Origin of the sequence: uncultured Clostridium sp., assembly GCF_963515715.1 — a bacterium.
Taxonomy (GTDB): Bacteria; Bacillota; Clostridia; order Clostridiales; family Clostridiaceae; genus Clostridium_AW.
In genome coordinates, this window is sequence record NZ_CAUPZS010000001.1 from 300,253 (window position 1) to 318,862 (window position 18,610).

Annotated in this window: 22 protein-coding genes; 1 reads left to right on the top strand and 21 read right to left on the bottom strand. The window is 29.6% G+C overall.

The window, feature by feature from the left end; translation table 11 throughout:
- Window positions 1–24: 24 nt before the first annotated feature.
- The 11 genes from RYO54_RS01645 to RYO54_RS01695 all read right to left on the bottom strand — a co-directional run bounded on the left by RYO54_RS01645 (window position 25) and on the right by RYO54_RS01695 (window position 11,806).
- Window positions 25–993 carry an AI-2E family transporter gene (locus RYO54_RS01645; RefSeq protein ID WP_315114877.1) on the bottom strand — a complete coding sequence of 323 codons (969 nt, stop codon included), beginning with the start codon at window positions 991–993 and terminating at the stop codon, window positions 25–27.
- A gap of 102 nt (window positions 994–1,095) precedes the next feature.
- Window positions 1,096–1,887, bottom strand: coding sequence for a phosphatidate cytidylyltransferase (locus RYO54_RS01650; protein WP_315114879.1), 792 nt, complete (start codon window positions 1,885–1,887; stop codon window positions 1,096–1,098).
- Window positions 1,880–2,647, bottom strand: a complete 768-nt coding sequence (locus tag RYO54_RS01655) for an isoprenyl transferase (RefSeq protein ID WP_315114881.1) — start codon at window positions 2,645–2,647, stop codon at window positions 1,880–1,882. The genes RYO54_RS01650 and RYO54_RS01655 overlap by 8 nt, the downstream gene beginning before the upstream one ends.
- A 67-nt stretch (window positions 2,648–2,714) precedes the next feature.
- Window positions 2,715–3,272 (bottom strand): ribosome recycling factor, encoded by a 558-nt coding sequence (gene frr / locus RYO54_RS01660; RefSeq protein WP_315114882.1) that lies wholly within the window; start codon window positions 3,270–3,272, stop codon window positions 2,715–2,717.
- Between the two features lie 13 nt (window positions 3,273–3,285).
- The gene (gene pyrH, locus RYO54_RS01665; protein WP_315114884.1) at window positions 3,286–3,999 is read right to left on the bottom strand and encodes a UMP kinase; all 714 of its coding nucleotides are present in this window, start codon (window positions 3,997–3,999) and stop codon (window positions 3,286–3,288) included.
- 108 nt (window positions 4,000–4,107) lie between these two features.
- The gene (gene tsf, locus RYO54_RS01670; protein ID WP_315114886.1) at window positions 4,108–5,025 is read right to left on the bottom strand and encodes a translation elongation factor Ts; all 918 of its coding nucleotides are present in this window, start codon (window positions 5,023–5,025) and stop codon (window positions 4,108–4,110) included.
- Between the two features lie 68 nt (window positions 5,026–5,093).
- Window positions 5,094–5,795, bottom strand: coding sequence for a 30S ribosomal protein S2 (rpsB, locus tag RYO54_RS01675; RefSeq protein ID WP_315114887.1), 702 nt, complete (start codon window positions 5,793–5,795; stop codon window positions 5,094–5,096).
- A gap of 221 nt (window positions 5,796–6,016) precedes the next feature.
- The gene (gene codY / locus RYO54_RS01680; protein WP_315114889.1) at window positions 6,017–6,793 is read right to left on the bottom strand and encodes a GTP-sensing pleiotropic transcriptional regulator CodY; all 777 of its coding nucleotides are present in this window, start codon (window positions 6,791–6,793) and stop codon (window positions 6,017–6,019) included.
- Window positions 6,794–7,007: 214 nt separating this feature from the next.
- A complete protein-coding gene (topA, locus tag RYO54_RS01685) occupies window positions 7,008–9,095 on the bottom strand; it encodes a type I DNA topoisomerase (protein WP_315114891.1) in 2,088 nt (695 codons plus the stop codon).
- A 113-nt stretch (window positions 9,096–9,208) separates the two neighbouring features.
- A complete protein-coding gene (gene dprA, locus RYO54_RS01690; RefSeq protein ID WP_315114893.1) occupies window positions 9,209–10,294 on the bottom strand; it encodes a DNA-processing protein DprA in 1,086 nt (361 codons plus the stop codon).
- Window positions 10,295–10,306: 12 nt separating this feature from the next.
- Window positions 10,307–11,806 (bottom strand): YifB family Mg chelatase-like AAA ATPase, encoded by a 1,500-nt coding sequence (locus RYO54_RS01695; RefSeq protein WP_315114894.1) that lies wholly within the window; start codon window positions 11,804–11,806, stop codon window positions 10,307–10,309.
- A gap of 149 nt (window positions 11,807–11,955) precedes the next feature.
- On the opposite strand from RYO54_RS01695, the gene RYO54_RS01700 reads away from it, so the two are divergent.
- Window positions 11,956–12,324: a YraN family protein gene (locus RYO54_RS01700; protein ID WP_315114896.1), complete on the top strand. Its 369-nt coding sequence runs from the start codon at window positions 11,956–11,958 to the stop codon at window positions 12,322–12,324.
- Here the strand turns inward: RYO54_RS01700 and RYO54_RS01705 are convergent.
- From RYO54_RS01705 to RYO54_RS01750, 10 genes are all read right to left on the bottom strand, one after another.
- A complete protein-coding gene (locus tag RYO54_RS01705; protein WP_315114897.1) occupies window positions 12,321–13,142 on the bottom strand; it encodes a ribonuclease HII in 822 nt (273 codons plus the stop codon). The two genes, RYO54_RS01700 and RYO54_RS01705, sit on opposite strands and share 4 nt — an antisense overlap.
- A 17-nt stretch (window positions 13,143–13,159) precedes the next feature.
- On the bottom strand, window positions 13,160–14,002 hold the full coding sequence (ylqF, locus tag RYO54_RS01710; protein ID WP_315114899.1) for a ribosome biogenesis GTPase YlqF: 843 nt from the start codon (window positions 14,000–14,002) through the stop codon (window positions 13,160–13,162).
- A 28-nt stretch (window positions 14,003–14,030) separates the two neighbouring features.
- Complete coding sequence (lepB, locus tag RYO54_RS01715) at window positions 14,031–14,543, bottom strand: signal peptidase I (RefSeq protein ID WP_315114900.1); 513 nt, start codon at window positions 14,541–14,543, stop codon at window positions 14,031–14,033.
- 51 nt (window positions 14,544–14,594) lie between these two features.
- On the bottom strand, window positions 14,595–14,942 hold the full coding sequence (gene rplS / locus RYO54_RS01720; protein ID WP_315114902.1) for a 50S ribosomal protein L19: 348 nt from the start codon (window positions 14,940–14,942) through the stop codon (window positions 14,595–14,597).
- 120 nt (window positions 14,943–15,062) lie between these two features.
- The gene (gene trmD, locus RYO54_RS01725) at window positions 15,063–15,782 is read right to left on the bottom strand and encodes a tRNA (guanosine(37)-N1)-methyltransferase TrmD (protein ID WP_315115068.1); all 720 of its coding nucleotides are present in this window, start codon (window positions 15,780–15,782) and stop codon (window positions 15,063–15,065) included.
- The gene (gene rimM, locus RYO54_RS01730) at window positions 15,773–16,267 is read right to left on the bottom strand and encodes a ribosome maturation factor RimM (RefSeq protein WP_315114903.1); all 495 of its coding nucleotides are present in this window, start codon (window positions 16,265–16,267) and stop codon (window positions 15,773–15,775) included. Before rimM ends, trmD begins: the two co-directional genes overlap by 10 nt.
- A gap of 52 nt (window positions 16,268–16,319) precedes the next feature.
- The gene (locus tag RYO54_RS01735) at window positions 16,320–16,547 is read right to left on the bottom strand and encodes a KH domain-containing protein (RefSeq protein ID WP_315114904.1); all 228 of its coding nucleotides are present in this window, start codon (window positions 16,545–16,547) and stop codon (window positions 16,320–16,322) included.
- Between the two features lie 16 nt (window positions 16,548–16,563).
- Window positions 16,564–16,821, bottom strand: coding sequence for a 30S ribosomal protein S16 (rpsP, locus tag RYO54_RS01740; protein ID WP_315114905.1), 258 nt, complete (start codon window positions 16,819–16,821; stop codon window positions 16,564–16,566).
- 33 nt (window positions 16,822–16,854) lie between these two features.
- The gene (ffh, locus tag RYO54_RS01745) at window positions 16,855–18,210 is read right to left on the bottom strand and encodes a signal recognition particle protein (protein WP_315114907.1); all 1,356 of its coding nucleotides are present in this window, start codon (window positions 18,208–18,210) and stop codon (window positions 16,855–16,857) included.
- A 10-nt stretch (window positions 18,211–18,220) separates the two neighbouring features.
- A complete protein-coding gene (locus RYO54_RS01750; RefSeq protein WP_315115070.1) occupies window positions 18,221–18,565 on the bottom strand; it encodes a putative DNA-binding protein in 345 nt (114 codons plus the stop codon).
- Window positions 18,566–18,610: the final 45 nt, after the last annotated feature.

The window sequence follows — 18,610 nt, forward strand, 5'->3', positions numbered from 1 at the left end:
TCCTTTTGTATATAAATAACTCATTTATATTTCTAGTATACTTTTACAAATAATTAAATATAGGGGCATAACTATTATACCCAGAGCCCCAATAATTCTAAAACCTATGTAGAAGGCTAAAAAAGTATACAGAGGGTGAATCTTAAGCTTATTGCTCATAAGCTTTGCCTCTATTATTTGTCTATTTATCAATAGTAATATGTATAGAAATATTAAGCCAAAGGCCACAAAAAAATTTTTAATAGATATGTTATATAATATTAGTGGTATAAAAACTAATATTGTACCCACATAAGGCATTAAATCTAAAATACCACAAAGAAGCCCTAATAAAAAGTAATTGTCAATATCCAATATCATAAACCCTATTATTGTTTCCAAGGTTATGGCTATTATTATTAAAAACTCAATTCTAATAATATTTTTAACATCTTTAAAGGTGTTCTTTAAAAAAATTAATTTTGATTCACTTATAAATTTTTTTGTCCAATTAAATATAACATATTTATCTACCAAAATAAAGTAAACCACTATATTGGCAACAAAATAATTTATAATACTATCAGTAGTATAAGCTGCACTTTTTTTTATAAGATTAGAATTTAATATTTTTAAGTAATATTCTTCTAACTCTCCATTTAATAGATTAGAATTAATATTTAAATTTTCAAGAAGCTCCTTAATATTTAATAGCAATTTTAAAACACCATTAATAATAACGTCTTTAGTAGTAAATAACCAATTACCTAAATACAAAATAAAAGAGAAAATCATGATATTAACTAATACTATACTAAGCAAACCTCTTATTGTATCATTAATTATTTTATATCTTCCTAAATAAGAGTTAATTGGATTTGATAAAACTAATAAAAATATAATGATAAAAAAAGGTTTGAAGTAAATTTTTATAACTTTTATAAAAATAATAAAAGCTACAAATAATATGGCACAGTAAATTAATTTTTTAATATTTTCTTGTATTTCCTGCAATTATATATCCCCTTATAATTTCTATACTAATAGTATATTCTCTATAAACTCATATATTAGTAAAAAAATAACACTTAGAGCGTAGCTTCTAAGTGTTATTTTTTATATTAAAACTATTAGTGTAAAATAATAATACACAACTATTGCAGCAAATAATATACTATCAAACCTATCTAGTATACCTCCATGTCCTGGTATTAAATCACTATAATCCTTTACACCTAAAAATCTTTTTATCGAAGAGGCAACTAAATCTCCAAATTGAACTAATATACCAGAAATTCCTCCTAATAAAAAGAAGTGTATTATTGGTATAGTTACTCCCTTTCCTTGTAAGAACATACCAAATAGTCCACAGGCAATGCTACTCCCTAATAATCCACCGATTGAACCTTCTATGGTTTTTTTAGGGCTTATTTCTGGACATAATTTAGTTTTACCAAAATACTTACCAGTGTAATAAGCTGAAGTATCGCATATCCAAGAGGATATAAATATAGTCCATACTAAATAATTACCGTAGACTTTTCTGCTTACTAAAACTATAAAGCTAAAGAATACAGCTATGTATAAAAAACCTAATAAGGTTATTGACGCATCTATAAAATTATATTTTCTATTTAATATAGGAATAATTAATAATACCATTACTGATATAGTTATTACATTAAACAATTGATTAACATTTAAATTTAAAAATACATAATAGATTAAACACATAGCGTATCCAATATAGCTTAATGGATGAATATTTTTTTCTTTTAATACTTTATAGAATTCACTCATTCCTAATAAAGAAAGAATAAGGGCTAAATATTTTAAAGCAGTCCCTCCAATAAATAACACAATTAATAAAGGTGACAATATTAGCGCACCTAAATATCTACTATTCACTTTGTACTCCTCCAAATCTTCTATCTCTATTTTGGTAGTCGTATATAGCTTTATGAAGATGCTTTATTTTAAAATCAGGCCATTTTATATTTGAGTACCAAAATTCTGAATAAGCACATTGCCATATTAAAAAATTACTCAATCTTTGCTCACCGCTAGGTCTTATTATTAAATCCGGGTCAGGTATACCCTTTGTATATAAATATTTAGAAAATATATTTTCATCAATAGTTTCAATTTTAACCTTACCCCTTTGAACATCTTTGAATAATAATTGCATGCCTTTTAATATCTCATCTCTTCCACCATAATTAAGAGCTAAATTAAGAGTTAATCCATTATTGTTTTTAGTTTTGGTATATGCAGCATTTAATTGATTTATACATACTTGGGGTAATTTATTTATATCGCCTATAGAATTTACTATAACATTATTTCTATGTAATTCATCTACTTCTTTATTTAAATATTCCACTAGCAATCGCATAAGAGCATTTACTTCTTCGGTAGGTCTTTTCCAATTCTCTGTAGAAAAAGCATATAAGGTTAAATATTTAACACCGATTTTGTTACATTCTTTCACTATTTCTCTTATAGTTTCTACACCGGCTTTATGTCCCATGCTCCTTGGAAGTTTTTTTTCTTTAGCCCATCGTCCATTACCATCCATAATTATACCTATATGTTTTGGAATATTATTCATATCGATTAATAGATTATTGCTTTTTACATCATTTTTTTTAGTGAAAAAGTTCCACATATATTTCTCCACTCCAACTTTCTTTAGTAACAAAACCTGCGGAAAACGCAGGTTTTAAAAGTTATTATTAAATAGACATTATTTCTTTTTCTTTTACTTCTAGAATTTTATCTATTTCTTTAACAAAATTATCAGTTTTCTTTTGAATCTCTTCTTCTGCTTTTTTAATATCATCTTCGGAAATATCTGCTTCTTTTTTTAGAGCTTTTAATTTATCGTTACAATCTCTTCTTATAGCTCTTATAGCAATTTTAGCTTCTTCGCCAGTTTTTCTAACGGTTTTAACAATATTCTTTCTTGTCTCTTCTGTTAGTTCTGGTATTATTAATCTAATAACTATACCATCACTTGAAGGGTTTAATCCTAGATCTGACTTTAAAATAGATTTTTCAATAGCCTTTATAGCTGCTTTATCCCAAGGTTGAATTTGCAAAATTCTTGGTTCAGGAACTGATACACTACCCAATTGATTTAAAGGCGTCATAGTACCATAATATTCAGCTTCAAGTTTATCAAGCATAGCAGGGTTAGCTCTTCCGGCTTTCATTGATGCTAAATCTTTTTTTAGTACAGTTATGGTCTTTTCCATTTTTTCATCTGCATTCTTAATTATGTCTTTTAACATACTATTAACCTCCTTATTCTCTACACACTAGAGTCCCCATTTTTTCGCCAATTACGGCTTTTTTAATATTTTCAGGAGAATCAAGTCCAAATACTAAAATAGGAATATTATTATCCATGCATAAAGATGTAGCAGTGGAGTCCATTACCTGAAGACCCTTTTCTAATACATCAATATAAGTTAATTTTTCAAACTTTTTAGCATCGGTATGTTTATGAGGATCTTTATCATATACACCATCTACTTTTTTAGCTAATAGTATAACTTCTGCTTCTATTTCTGCTGCTCTTAATGCTGCAGTAGTATCTGTTGAAAAATATGGATTACCAGTTCCAGCTGCAAAAATAACCACTCGTCCTTTTTCTAAATGTCTCATAGCACGTCTTCTTATAAAAGGTTCTGCCACTTCTTTCATTTCTATGGCAGTTTGCACTCTTGTATTAACACCTAATTGCTCAAGTGAATCTTGAAGGGCCATTGCATTTATACAAGTAGCTAACATTCCCATATAGTCAGCAGTGGTTCTATCCATGCCATCGCCATTTCGTCCTCTCCAGATGTTTCCGCCACCTACTACTGCACCTATTTCCACTCCCATGTCTACTAATTCTTTAATTTGTGTAGCTATTTCTGTAACAATTTCAAAATCAATTCCGTATCCTTTTTCACCAGCTAAAGCCTCTCCTGAAAGCTTTAACATTATTCTTTTAAATTTAATATTTTCCATATATATTATACCTCCAAAATGTTAAAAATTACATAGTAACTTTTAAATTGAGTGGATTTGTATTTTAAAAAAAGAGAACACTTGGTGTCCTCTTTTAAATTATCAGTACTATTGTTGCATCTGTTTTCTTACTTCTTCAGCAAAGTCTTCTTCTATCTTTTCTATGCCTTCGCCTCTTTCGAATCTTACATAACCAGTTACTGTTATTTCTGCTCCAACTTCTTTGGATTTTTCCTTTAAGTATTTTGTTATTGTTAAGTCAGGATTTTTAACCCAAATTTGTTCTATTAAGCAGTTTTCTTTATAGTATTTTTCAATTCTTCCGTCAACCATTTTGTCAACGATTTTTTCTGGTTTTCCTTCATTTAATGCTTGAACTCTATATATTTCTCTTTCTTTATTTAAAACATCCTGGTCAACTGCATCTCTATTTAAGAATGATGGATTAGCAGCTGCTACTTGCATAGCAACATCTTTAGCTACTTCAGCTAATATTTCGCTATCTTTTTCACATTCTAATTTAACAAGAACGCCTATTCTTCCAGCACCATGAATGTAGCTTTCTACTATACCATTGTCAACAACGAAGTTACTAAATCTTCTTATTGACATATTTTCTCCTAATTTTGCTATTAAAGCTGTAAGAGCATCTTTAATAGTAATGTTTTCATCAGCTATGTATTTTTCTTCTACTAATTCTTCAACAGTAGTTGCTTTAGTTAAAAGAGCCTGTTTAGCAATGTTTGAAGCTAATAATTTAAAGTCATCATTAGCAGCAACAAAGTCTGTTTCACAGTTTACTTCAACTATAGCCCCACTTCTCTTATCTTCTGATATGTAAGTTTCAACTATACCTTCAGCAGCAATTCTTCCAGCTTTTTTAGCTGCTGCTGCTAGCCCTTTTTCTCTTAATATTTCTACAGCTTTTTCCATATCTCCATTACATTCGGATAAAGCCTTTTTACAGTCCATCATGCCTGCTCCGGTAGTTTCTCTTAATTCCTTAACCATCTGTGCAGTAATCATAATCAGTTCCTCCTGTTCTATTTATTTGTTAAAAGGTAAATGGATGTGCAATCCATCTACCTTTTTTATTACTCAGCTAATTGTTCACCTTGTCTTCCTTCTAAAACAGCATCAGCCATTTTTGCAGTTATTAATTTAACAGCTCTTATAGCATCGTCATTTCCTGGAATTACATAGTCAACTTCATCTGGATCACAGTTAGTATCTACAATAGCTACTACTGGTATACCTAAAATTTTAGCTTCAGAAATAGCATTTTTTTCTTTTCTTGGATCTACTACAAATAGAGCTCCAACATTTTTAGAATCCATGCTCTTGATTCCGCCTAAATTCTTTTCAAGTTTTTCTTCTTCTAATTTAAGCTTAGTAACTTCTTTCTTTGGAAGAACGTCAAATGTTCCATCTTGTTCCATTTCTTCTAGTTCTTCTAAAGTTTTTATTCTTCCTTTTATTGTTGAGAAGTTAGTTAACATACCACCTAACCATCTGTTATTAACAAAGTGCATGTTAGATCTTATAGCTTCTTCTTTGATTGCTTCTTGAGCTTGTTTTTTAGTTCCAACAAATAGAACATCTTTTCCTTCAGCAGAAACCTCTTTTATAAAGTTGTAAGCTTCTTCTACTTTCTTTACAGTTTTCTGTAAATCTATAATATAGATTCCGTTTCTTTCTGTAAAGATGTATGGAGCCATTTTAGGGTTCCATCTTCTTGTTTGGTGTCCAAAATGTACACCAGCTTCTAATAATTGTTTCATTGATATTACTGACATAAAATTTACCTCCTTGGTTTTAACCTCCATTACCATCATATCTATAAACTACCTTATGGCACCATTTATAGATTAGGCAATGTGTGTATTTTTCTTACCTAGTGTAGTATATCACATGAATTTATTCTATTCAATAAAAATATTTTAAAAAACGTAATAAATGGATTGTTTTTTAGAAATATATAAGCAGGATGTAAATATATTGCATCCTGCTTATAAAATCATTTGATCTTTTTCAATTCTTCTAAAAGTTTTTCATTAAGAATTTTAATATGTGTTCCTTTCATACCTAAGGATCTGGATTCTATAACACCAGCACTTTCAAATTTTCTTAATGCATTTACTATAACTGATCGAGTTATACCTACTTTATCAGCTATTTTAGAAGCAACAAGTAATCCTTCAGTTCCGTCTAATTCGTTGAATATATGTTCTACAGCTTCTAATTCAGAATATGATAATGTTCCTATAGCCAGTTGAACCACTGCTTTCTTTCTCGCTTCTTCTTCTATTTGATCTTGTTTTGCTCTCAAAATTTCCATTCCAATTATAGTTGCGCTATATTCAGCTAAAATTAAATCATCATCTGTAAATAGATCATCAAATCTAGCTAGTAGTAATGTACCTAATCTTTCTCTATTACCATTTATAGGTACTATAGTAGTATTTTTATTTTCTATAGCACATTCTCCATGTTCTTCAAACACACATTTACCGTTATTTGTTAAATTTGATAAGGTTTCATGAACGTTTAATAATTTATTGTTATAGAAGTCTGGGAATCTCATTTCCTCAACAACTCTATCTTTAACTACATTACATTCAAAACCTGTAGATAGATCATATCCTAATATTTTTCCTTTTTTACTTAATATATATATATTGCAGTTTAATACATCACTTAAAAGCTTACATATATCGTCAAATACTACTGGTTCAGTACCAGATTTCTGTAGTATTTTATTTAGTTTTCTTGTTTTATTTAGTAGCGATGACATGTTTAAAATTCCTCCTCTAAAATTTAAATATAAACTGATATCTATGATTGAACAAAATAAATCTTCATCCATATATTATCAATATTGTAAGATTTTTTTTAATATTTAGAATTGTTTGTCTTACATTAAATAATGATATCATAATGATTGTTAAATTTCAACCATATTAGTGTAAATTTTAATATAGTTTTAATATTATTCGACAAAATATCAGTTAATTCTTTTCTTCAATATAAACTTTGTTTTTACACTCCTCATTAGTACATTCGAGATAATTTCCCTTAGCTTTACTATATTTTTTTACCATGTTGCCGCTACATACAGAACACTTTTCATCAACGGGCTCAAACCAGCTTACAAATTTACATTCTGGATACTTACTACATCCATAAAATTTTCTGCCTTTTTTACTCTTTTTAACTACTATATTTCCGCCGCATTCAGGGCATTTAGCATCCACCTCTTCAACTATTGCCTTTGTATTTTTACATTCAGGATATCCAGGGCATGCTAAAAATTGTCCAAATCTTCCTTGCTTAATCACCATATATTTACCACATTTTTCGCATTGAATGTCAGTTACTTTATCTTCAATGGTTACCTTAGCAACTTCTTTTTCAGCTATGGCTATAAGCTCTCTTAAAGGATTAAAGAATTCACCAACTACTTCAGTCCAATCTTCTAATCCTTCTTCTACGCTATCCAACTTATTTTCCATTTCAGCTGTAAACTCCACATCTACTATAGGTTTAAAGTATTCAGCCATAATATCATTTACTATGAAACCTAATTCTGTAGATTTAAGGGTTTTCTTTTCCCTTTCAATATACCTTCTGTCTAATAAAGTTGAAATTATAGGAGCATAGGTACTTGGTCTTCCTATTCCGTTCTCTTCTAAAGTTTTAACTAGAGTAGCTTCTGAGAACCTGCCAGGAGGTTGAGTAAAATGCTGCTTTCCTTCAATGGATTTTTTTATAAGTTTTTCACCTATGGATAGTTCCGGCAATTTAATATTTTCTTTTTCCTCATCAGTAGAGTATTCATATACCTTCATAAATCCGTCAAAAACTACTGTGGAACCTGATGCTCTAAATGAATAAGGTCCATTTTCTATTTCAATAGTAATTGTATCTAATTTACATGAAGCCATTTGACAAGCTATAAATCTATTCCAAATCAAACTATATATTTTAAATTGTTCATCCGTTAAGCTATTCTTCGCTATAATAGGAGTAATTTCAGCATTTGTAGGTCTTATAGCTTCGTGGGCGTCCTGTATGTTTTTTTTGCTTTTATATTCTCTTGGCGCTTCAGGAATATATTCTTTTCCAAAGTTATTTGTTATATAATTTTGAGCTGCTTCCTGAGCTTCTTTTGATATTCTCAAAGAATCAGTTCTCATGTAAGTGATTAAACCTATAGTGCCATGCCCTTTTATATCAATTCCTTCATATAATTGTTGAGCAATAGACATGGTTCTTTTTGTTGTAAAGTTTAATTTTCTATAAGCTTCCTGTTGTAATGTACTAGTGGTAAAAGGAGGTAATGGATTCTTAGTTCTGGTAGATTTTTTAACATTCTTAACCTTAAAATCATTATCGTTTAAATCATTTATAATTTTATCATTTTCTTCTTTGGTGTTAATTTCTATTTTTTTATTATCTTTTGACCAAAGTTTAACTAAGAAAGTTCCCTTATCTTTTTCCTTTTTTAAATTACACTCTATACTCCAATATTCTTTAGGGATAAAGTTCTCTATTTCTCTTTCCCTATCACATAATAATTTCAATGCAACAGATTGAACTCTACCTGCACTTAAGCCCCACTTTACTTTCTTCCATAATATAGGGCTAATTTCATATCCAACTAACCTATCTAACACTCTTCTCCCTTGTTGAGCGTTGACTAAGTTTAAATTTATTTCTCTTGGCTCCTTTATGGCATTTTTTATAGCATTTTTAGTGATTTCATGAAATACTATTCTACATTTTTTCCCTTCATCCATCTTTAAAGCTTTTAATAAATGCCAAGATATGGCTTCTCCTTCTCTATCTGGGTCCGTAGCTAAATATATTTCATCACATTTTTTAGCTTCTTTTTTTAGTTTTTCTAATAACTCTCCTTTACCTCTTATAGTTATATATTTAGGAGAATAATTATTATCTATATCAACACCCAATTGACTTTTGGGTAAGTCTCTTACGTGACCCATAGAGGCTTCTACTATAAAATTTTTACCTAAATATTTTCCAATAGTTTTAGCTTTAGCTGGTGATTCTACTATAACAAGTTTTTGTCCCATCTTAACTTCTGATAAATAATATCAGAATACACCCCCTATTCAACTAATTTATGATAAGATTATTTATATCCTTAATTTAAATTTATATAACATACAATTTGAAAATTAATATATTAAATACTATTTGCAATTCTAACATAATAATTGCCAGAAAGGCAAGTTATTTGATTTTTAAGTTGCAATTCAAATAATACCTCATATAGTTCCTTTATGTCAATATTCGTTATTTTATACAAATCATCTATATGTATGGGGTCACTACATAATATATTGTATATTCTTTTCTCAACTATATTTAAAGCAGTACTTTCATTTTCCCTTTTAGTATTATAATCCATATTAATTAGGTGAAAAATATCTTCAATGGATGTTAATGGATAAGCCCCATCTTTTATTAGTTTGTTGGTTCCTTTACTGGTTTCGCAAAATATGGAACCTGGTACAGCTAATACGTCCTTTCCTTGGTCTAATGCACAATTAGCAGTAATTAAAGTTCCACTTTTTTCAGAAGCTTCTATAACGATTAAAACATCTCCTAATCCACTAATTATTCTATTTCTTAATGGGAAATTATAAGCATATGGTTCAGTTCCAGGTGGATATTCAGATATGATACATCCATTTTCTAATATTTTATAATATAGATCTCTATTGACTTTTGGATATATTACATCAATACCGGAACCTAGTATAGCACAAGTATAGGTATTGTTTTTCAATGCTCCCCAATGAGCGAAGGCGTCTATACCCATAGCCATTCCGCTTATAATATTAATTTCTTTTTTACTTAATTCTCTACATATTATATCAGTTGCTTTTCGTCCATAATAAGAAGCTTTTCTTGTGCCCACAATGCTCACTGAAGGAGTGTTTAGTTTAGAAATATTTCCTTTATAATAAAGAATTGAAGGTGCATCTTCTAAGTTTTTCAATTTACTAGGATACAATTGATGAAAATAATCGATCACTTCAATATGGTTATTTTCTGCAAAATCAACTAAGGTCTTTATTTTTAGTATATCCCAACTTTTTAATAATTTTATTTTTAAAATATTTTCATCTATTTCACCGTTAAATACTTTCCAATCTGAATTACAGTAAGTATATATTTCTTCAGTAGTTCTTAGTTTTTTTAATATATAAAGTTTTAGCTTATTAGACATTTTAATAGTGGAATACCAAATATCATAAATATTCACATAAAAACCTCCTTAAATGATCTCTTCTATGAATCTTCTATATTGTAGTGCTTCAATCAAGTCACTATCAATAATCTTATCCCTTTCATCTAAATCAGCTATAGTTCTTGATACCTTTAAAATTTTTGTATAAGCTCTAGTACTTAATGAATATTTATTATATATTTTCTTAAGCATTTTTTCAGCGCTATTTTCCAAGGCGCAATATTTTTTAACTAAAGTCATATTCATTTCACTATTGGTAGTTATATTATGTTTTTTTAGTCTTTCATATTGAATTTTTCTTGCCCTATCTATGCTTTCTTTTATATCTTTAGATTTTTTTTCTTTATTTATAGCTATAATATGGCTATGCTCTACATAATCTACGGACAAAAACACATCAATTCTATCTAACATAGGGCCAGATAATTTTTTTAGATATCTATTTTTCTCATATTCATAGCAGGTACAGTTAATTTTGGAGCAGGGGCAGGTATTAAAAGCTCCAACTAACATAAAGTTGCTTGGATATTTTATAGAACCTGAAAATCTTGATATGGTTACGCTTCTATTTTCTAAAGGTTGCCTTAATGCTTCTAATACATCTTTTTTAAATTCTAACATTTCATCTAAAAATAACACTCCATTATGAGCCAATGAAATCTCCCCAGGCATTAAATTAGCACCTCCGCCTATTAGTGCAATTTTAGTAGCTGTATGATGAGGAGTTCTAAAGGGTCTTTTATATATTAATCCTTCCTTTAAATCGCCATAAACACTATAAATTTTTGTGCACTCTAAAGATTCTTCATATGTTATATCTGGCAAAATAGTTGGTATCCTGTAAGCAATCATGGATTTACCAGTTCCTGGCGGACCATATAATGCTAAATTATGATTTCCTGCCGCTGCTACTTCTACCCCTCTTTTTGCACTATGCTGTCCTACTATTTCTGAAAAATCTATTTTATATTGTGAAGTATAATTTTTAATTTTATCCATTTTGTAGGGTTTAATATTTTCATCGGCAATTGTATTTATCACATCATTTAAACTATTACAAGGATAAATTTCTGCTTCCTTTACCAAAGAACATTCATCTTTATTATCTTTAGGAACTATATATTTCTTTATATCATTCTCCATGCCCTCCATAACAATTGGGAGAGCTCCCTTTACATCTCTTAACTCACCTAATAGTGATAACTCACCTATGAATAGATAATTATCTAAATTGTTCATATAAATTTGTTTACTTACACATAATATTCCTATAGCGATAGGCAAATCTAGCAATGTACCTTCTTTTTTTATATCCGCAGGTGCTAAATTTACCGTTATTCTACCTAAAGGAAATTCAAAGCCGGAATTTAAGATAGCTGCTCTTACTCTTTCTTTAGATTCCTTTACAGCTATTCCACCAATACCTACTATATTAAAAGAAGGTAGTCCTCTGCTTATATGAATTTCAACACTAACGGGGTATCCGTGTATTCCATTTAATGTAGCGCCATTAATTTTAATAACCATAGACATCACCTCATTTCAATTGTTGACAATTAAGTTAGTTTTTATAATGATGTTTATGAGATTAAAATTGTTTTAAACTTTTATAATTGATTTTATGGGTTATACTATAGTATATAAAAGCCTTCTTGTAAGAGGAAAGGAGAGTATTTATGAATTTCTATAAAAAGAACATAGGAAATTTTGGAGAGGACTTAGCTGAAAGTTATTTAATAGAAAGTGGGTACATTATATTAGAAAAAAATTTCAGATGTAAAACTGGTGAGATCGACCTTATCGGAAGGGATGGAAATTTTATCAGCTTTATTGAAGTGAAGACAAGATGCGGGAACTCTTATGGTAGCCCTGGAGAAGCAGTAAATTACGTTAAACAATGGAAAATATATAAAACCGCTCAAATGTATATATTAAAGAAAAAGCTCCATAGATTCAATTTTAGATTCGATGTAGTGGAAATAATATTGAATCATAAGAGCCATGATTTTTCTATAAGTGTAATAAAAGATGCTTTCCAAGTTTAAATAATATTTTTAATAAAAGAAAATCTATGTATAGAAGAAGGGCCATATTTCTTTAACCCTTGTGTATGCTCAGAAGTGCCATATCCTACATTGTTTTCAAATCCGTAATGTGGATATATCTTAGCATAGTCTTTCATTATTTTATCTCTATATACTTTAGCTATTATTGATGCACAAGCAATAGATATGCTTTTGTTATCTCCTTTTATTATGAATTCATTTCTTATATTTATATTCTTTATTGGATATCCATCTGAAAGTACAATATCAGGTTTAACATCTAAAGTAGTAGCAGATTTCCTTAATACCTCATTGTTGCACCAAGATATCCCTTTAGAATCTATTGTTTCATTATCTAAATCCACAATTTTATAATATAATGCCTTTTCCTTTATTATTTTAGAAAGTTCCTCTCTTTTACGAGAACTTAATTTTTTTGAATCTTTAATACCAAGGATTAAATTGTCGTCATTTATATTTTTTAAGTCTAATATTACTGCTGCAGCTACTATTGGACCAGCTAATGGCCCTCTACCAACTTCATCTACTCCAGCTATATATTGAAAATCGCCAAATGATAAATCGAAGTCATACATTTTCTTTATTCTAGCTAATTCTTTTTCATCTTCATCTATGGTCTTAATTATCTTTTTATATAATCCTTGCACATTTTTTCGTTCATCATTTTTAATAAAATCGCATATATAAAGTAAATCTTGTTTATCTTTTCTATGGTAATTGTCAATATAGTCAGCAGTAACTTCCTTAAGTTTTGAGTAACTATAGGAAGAGGAATTTTCTAAATCAAACACATACATATAATACACATCCTATTTTAAGGTTTTTCTAGAGAGATTTTACCAATTTTTCCTCCCCTAAATTCGTCTAATAACATAGTAGCTACCCTGTTATAGTCAATTTCGCCACCTGAAATCATAGCTCCTCTTTTTTTACCTATTTGATCCATATTTTCTATAGCTTCAGGGAATAAGTCTTTAAGCTTATATCGTTCTTTTAAGTTTTCAGGGTATTCCCTTTGTAATATTTCAATTAACTTTAAAGCTAAAGTTTCTATATCCATTATTTCATCCTTTATGGCCCCTGTAAAAGCTAAATTAAGCCCTACTATATCATCTTCAAATTTAGGCCATAGTATTCCTGGAGTATCCATTAGCTCCATGTTCTGATTTGTTTTTATCCATTGTTTGCTTTTAGTTACTCCCGGTTTATCACCAGTTCTAGCTATGTTGTTTTTAGCCATTTTGTTTATAAAAGAAGATTTTCCTACATTAGGTATGCCTACTACCATTACTCTATCAACAATTTTTACTAAACCTTTATTTTTAAGTCTCTCATGTTTTTCTTTCAAAAGCTCATTTAAGGCTCCTCTAATATTTTTTATACCTTCACCGGTAATGCAATTTACTTCTAAAACTTTTATATTATCTTTAGTTAATTCTTTTATCCAAGAATTAGTTACTTTTTTCTCACTTAAATCACTTTTATTTAAAAGTATTATCCTTGGTTTTCCTTCGCATATTTCATCTACATCAGGATTAGCACTGGATTTTACAATTCTAGCATCTCTTATTTCTATTACTGCATCAACAAGTTTTAAACTTTCCTTTATTTCTCTTCTTGTTTTGGCCATATGACCTGGAAACCAATTAATTGCCATAATTATCGTTCCTTTCTTAATTGGATACTTATTTAAGTGTTCCAAATTTATTAAATGGATACAATCTTAAAGCAGCTTTACCAACTACCATGTTATATTTCACAAAACCAACTTTCTGATTTCTGCTATCTAAACTATTATTTCGATTGTCACCCATAACAAAAATTGTGTTCTCGGGTATGGTAACCTCATAGAAATTCTCCATTGTTTCTTCATTAATATAATTCTCTTCTAAAGGCTTATCATTTACATAAACCTTATTATCTTCAATTCTTATCTTATCTCCACCTGTAGCTATTACTCTTTTAATGAATTTCTCTTTTGGATTAGCTGGATATTTTATTACCACAATATCACCTGGTTTAGGCTTTCTAAAATAGTATGTAACTTTCTCTACTATAAGCCTATCTTTATTATTAAGAGTTGGATACATAGATAATCCATCTACACTTACAGTTTCAAAAACAAAGGTAATTATAAGAAAAGCTGCAATAATTGCCATAAGTATAGATTTTCCTAATTCTACTAATTCTTTTACCATTTAACTGTCACCACCTAAATATACAAAAAAGGGACTATACTAGCCCCGTTTTTATTTTAGTAATTCTTTTACTTTTGCAGCCTTACCTACTCTATCTCTTAAATAGAATAATTTAGCTCTTCTTACCTTACCTCTTCTTACAACTTCTAATTTTTCAACTGTTGGAGCGTTTACTGGGAATGTTCTTTCAACACCTACTCCAGAAGCAACTCTTCTTACAGTAAATGTTTCTCTTAATCCACCATTTTGTCTCTTTAAAACTACACCTTCGAAAATCTGAACTCTTTCTCTTGTTCCTTCTTTAATTCTTACGTGTACTTTTACAGTATCTCCTACATTGAATTTTGGTAAGTCAGTTCTAATTTGTTCTGCTTCAATTGCTTTTATTACTTCTAACATTTGTGCATTCCCTCCTTATATGTAATTTGACGTTCATGATGCGTAAAACAGCAGAGGACCGCCCGTACTAGCACGAAGATAATTCTATCATATATAAATAAGTTTTTCAATATTATATATCTAAATTTTTTCAATATTTAACAGAAGTTTTTTATCTTCATCACTTAGAGTTATTTCTTTAAAAAGATCTGGCCTTTTTTCTTTTGTAATTACTAATGATTCAGCTCTTCTCCATTTTCTTATGTTATCATGGTGTCCTGAAAGAAGAACATCAGGAACTTTTGCCCCTCTAAAATTTTCTGGTCTAGTATAATGAGGATATTCTAGCAATCCATCATAAAAAGATTCATCCATAAAACTCTCATTTTTCCCAAGAACTCCTGGAATAAGTCTACATATACTATCAACTACAGGTATGCAAGCCATTTCTCCACCTGTAAGTATAAAATCTCCTAGAGATATTTCCATGTCTATGTATTTATAAGCTCTTTCATCTATACCTTCATAATGACCACATAAGAAAACTAATTCATCTTCTTTTGATAATTCATAGGCTAATTCATGATTAAGTTTTTTCCCTCTAGGTCCTAAAAAAATAACTTTGCCTTTATTTTGTTTTTTTACATGGTTTATACTGTCTATAATTGGCTGGGCAGACATCACCATACCCGCTCCGCCACCATAAGGGTAGTCATCTACCTTTCTGTGTTTATCTAGTGTATAATCTCTAATATTATGCAAATCAATATTTATTATTCCCTTTTCAATAGCTCTTCCTAAAATACTGTGGTTAAATATTGAAAACATCTCTGGAAAAAGTGTTAAAATATCTATTCTGATAGCCATTCGTCCACTGGTTTTATTATTATTATTTTTTCTTCAATATTTATATTAACCACAATAGTTTTTAGAGCAGGGATTAACAATTCCTTTTTACTCTTTACCCAATACACATCATTATTTTTTGTCTGTATTACATCATATACTTCTCCTAGATCATTATTATCCTCATCATAAACAGTACATCCTATTAAGTCAGCGATAAAGTAACTTCCTTCAGAAAGTTCCACTGCATTTTCTCTTTTTATATCTAAGTATTGATTTTTTAACTTAATTGCTTCTTCGATAGAATCTACTCCTTTAATTTTAAGGATTACTCTATCGACTTGAAGCTTACACCATTCTATTGAAATTTCCTCATTACCTATATATACATTTTGCAATAATTTAAATCTATTTATGTCATCAGTTAAAGGATATACTTTTACCTCTCCTTTTAAACCATGGGTATTAATTATTTGTCCTATACTTAAGAATTCCTTCATCTGTATTATTCCCCTTTTTCAAAAAAAGAGTTAGGTATTCCTAACTCTTTTTTTATATTATCTCTACAACTACCCTTTTGTTTTCTTTGATAGCTGCTGCTTTTACAACAGTTCTTATAGCTTTAGCTATTCTTCCCTGTTTACCAATTACTTTTCCCATATCTTCAGGTGCAACTTTTAATTCAAGTATAATTGACTGTTCACCAGCAATTTCATTTACTTGAACCATTGCAGGGTTATCAACTAATGATTTAGCAATAATCTCCACTAATTCTTTCATGAATTACACCCCCGTATTACTTAACAAGCTTTTCATTGATTCCAGTTCTAGTAAAAAGCTTCTTAACGATATCTGTAGGCTGAGCACCATTATTTACCCATTTAACAGCTTTTTCTTCATCTATTTTGATTGTAGCTGGCTCAGTTGTTGGGTTATAGTATCCAATTTCATCAATGAATCTTCCATCTCTTGGGGATCTTGAATCTGCTACGATTACTCTATAGAAAGGAGCTTTTTTAGCACCCATTCTCTTTAATCTTATCTTAACTGCCATGTATTTCACCTCCTTTAAAGTGTGTAAAATATATTAGAATGGTAATTTACCAAACAATCCTTTTTTCTTCATGAAGCTTTTTTCCATACCTTTCATTTGCTTCATAACTTTCTTCATACCTTCAAAGTCCTTTAACAACTTATTTACTTGTTGAATGTTAGTTCCAGAACCATTTGCTATTCTCTTCTTTCTTGAAGGAGAACTACTTATTAAAGAAGGAGTTTTTCTTTCTTTTGCCGTCATGGAATTTATTATAGATTCTATCCTTTTCAATTCCTTTTCTCCTTGGCTAAAGTCAACACCTTTAAGTTCTTTTGAATTTACACCTGGAACCATTTCCATAAGTTTATTTAAAGGTCCTAATTTTTTCATCTGTTGCATTGCCGCTAAAAAATCCTCAAGATTAAATTCTTGATTCATCATACGAGCACCAAGTTTTTCGGCTTCTTTCTCATCTATGGACTGTTGTGCTTTTTCTATTAAAGTAAGCACATCCCCCATACCCAATATTCTTGATGCCATTCTATTAGGGTGAAACACTTCAAAATCATTCATTTTTTCACCCACACCAACAAACTTAATTGGCTTACCAGTCATTGCTTTTATAGATAAGGCAGCTCCTCCTCTAGTATCGCCATCAAGTTTTGTTAAAACAACACCTGTTATATCTACTTGAGAATTAAAGCTTTCTGCTACATTTATAGCATCTTGACCTGTCATTGAATCTACAACTAATAGTATCTCATTAGGAACAACATTTTCCTTTATGCCCTTTAATTCGTCCATAAGCTGTTCATCAATGTGAAGTCTACCAGCCGTATCTATAATAACTACATTATTACCATTATCTTTGGCATGTTTTATAGCTGCTTTTGAAATGTCTATAGGATTAACTTTATCACCTAATGTAAATACAGGTATTTCTATTTGTTTACCAACTACCTGTAATTGCTTTATAGCCGCTGGTCTGTAAATATCGCAGGCTACAAGTAAAGGTTTCTTGTTTTTTTTCTTCAAGTCCAAAGCAAGTTTACCTGCCATGGTGGTCTTTCCAGCACCTTGAAGTCCTACTAACATAATCACAGTTAGGCCGCTTTGAGAAAAACTAATTCCACTTTCTGTACTTCCCATAAGAGCTACTAACTCATCATTTACTATTTTTATTACTTGTTGTCCTGGAGTAAGACTTTCCATGACTTCATTTCCAAGACATTTTTCACTTACATTTTTAACGAAATCTTTAACTATTTTGTAGTTAACATCTGCTTCTAAGAGAGCTAATTTAACTTCTCTCATAGCATCTTTAATATCTTTTTCAGAAAGCTTACCTTTTCCTTTTAATTTTTTTAAAGTTTCCTGAAGCTTAGAGGCTAAACCTTCAAATGCCATGGCCATCCTCCTATAAATTATTTATTTCATTTACAATTTCATTTATGTTTTGTGATACATTTATGTCACTACAAGATTTTTCTATTTCTCTTAATCTGTCTAAAATAATTTCTTTACTCAATTTAATTTTATTAAATTTTTCCATTAATTTGAGTTTGTTTTCGTATTGATTTAATATTTTATTGCATCTTTTTATTAAATCATATATAGCTTGCCTGCTGGTATTTGTATGCTCCGATATTTCAGCAAGAGAAAAATCTTCATTGTAATAAAGATTCATAATATCTCTTTGCTTTTCTGTGAGCATAGAACCATAAAAATCCAATAACATTGAAATTTCAATTCTTTCATCCATGGGAACTGCAGTTATATCTGCATGCTCACTCCTTTTCAATGTACT

Excerpts from the sequence above, each read along its gene's own strand:
- rpsP (WP_315114905.1), bottom strand. The coding sequence starts at position 16,821 with ATGGCAGTTAAGATAAGATTAAAGAGAATGGGTGCTAAAAAAGCTCCT.
- RYO54_RS01655 (WP_315114881.1), bottom strand. The coding sequence starts at position 2,647 with ATGTGGAACTTTTTCACTAAAAAAAATGATGTAAAAAGCAATAATCTA.
- pyrH (WP_315114884.1), bottom strand. The coding sequence starts at position 3,999 with ATGGAAAATATTAAATTTAAAAGAATAATGTTAAAGCTTTCAGGAGAG.
- lepB (WP_315114900.1), bottom strand. The coding sequence starts at position 14,543 with ATGGTAAAAGAATTAGTAGAATTAGGAAAATCTATACTTATGGCAATT.
- rplS (WP_315114902.1), bottom strand. The coding sequence starts at position 14,942 with ATGTTAGAAGTAATAAAAGCAATTGAAGCAGAACAAATTAGAACTGAC.
- codY (WP_315114889.1), bottom strand. The coding sequence starts at position 6,793 with ATGTCATCGCTACTAAATAAAACAAGAAAACTAAATAAAATACTACAG.
- ffh (WP_315114907.1), bottom strand. The coding sequence starts at position 18,210 with ATGGCATTTGAAGGTTTAGCCTCTAAGCTTCAGGAAACTTTAAAAAAA.
- RYO54_RS01735 (WP_315114904.1), bottom strand. The coding sequence starts at position 16,547 with ATGAAAGAATTAGTGGAGATTATTGCTAAATCATTAGTTGATAACCCT.
- RYO54_RS01750 (WP_315115070.1), bottom strand. The coding sequence starts at position 18,565 with ATGGATGAAAGAATTGAAATTTCAATGTTATTGGATTTTTATGGTTCT.
- ylqF (WP_315114899.1), bottom strand. The coding sequence starts at position 14,002 with ATGGCAATTAATTGGTTTCCAGGTCATATGGCCAAAACAAGAAGAGAA.
- rimM (WP_315114903.1), bottom strand. The coding sequence starts at position 16,267 with ATGAAGGAATTCTTAAGTATAGGACAAATAATTAATACCCATGGTTTA.
- rpsB (WP_315114887.1), bottom strand. The coding sequence starts at position 5,795 with ATGTCAGTAATATCAATGAAACAATTATTAGAAGCTGGTGTACATTTT.
- RYO54_RS01700 (WP_315114896.1), top strand. The coding sequence starts at position 11,956 with ATGAATTTCTATAAAAAGAACATAGGAAATTTTGGAGAGGACTTAGCT.
- topA (WP_315114891.1), bottom strand. The coding sequence starts at position 9,095 with ATGGGACAAAAACTTGTTATAGTAGAATCACCAGCTAAAGCTAAAACT.
- RYO54_RS01705 (WP_315114897.1), bottom strand. The coding sequence starts at position 13,142 with ATGTATGTGTTTGATTTAGAAAATTCCTCTTCCTATAGTTACTCAAAA.
- frr (WP_315114882.1), bottom strand. The coding sequence starts at position 3,272 with ATGTTAAAAGACATAATTAAGAATGCAGATGAAAAAATGGAAAAGACC.
- tsf (WP_315114886.1), bottom strand. The coding sequence starts at position 5,025 with ATGATTACTGCACAGATGGTTAAGGAATTAAGAGAAACTACCGGAGCA.
- RYO54_RS01695 (WP_315114894.1), bottom strand. The coding sequence starts at position 11,806 with ATGGTTATTAAAATTAATGGCGCTACATTAAATGGAATACACGGATAC.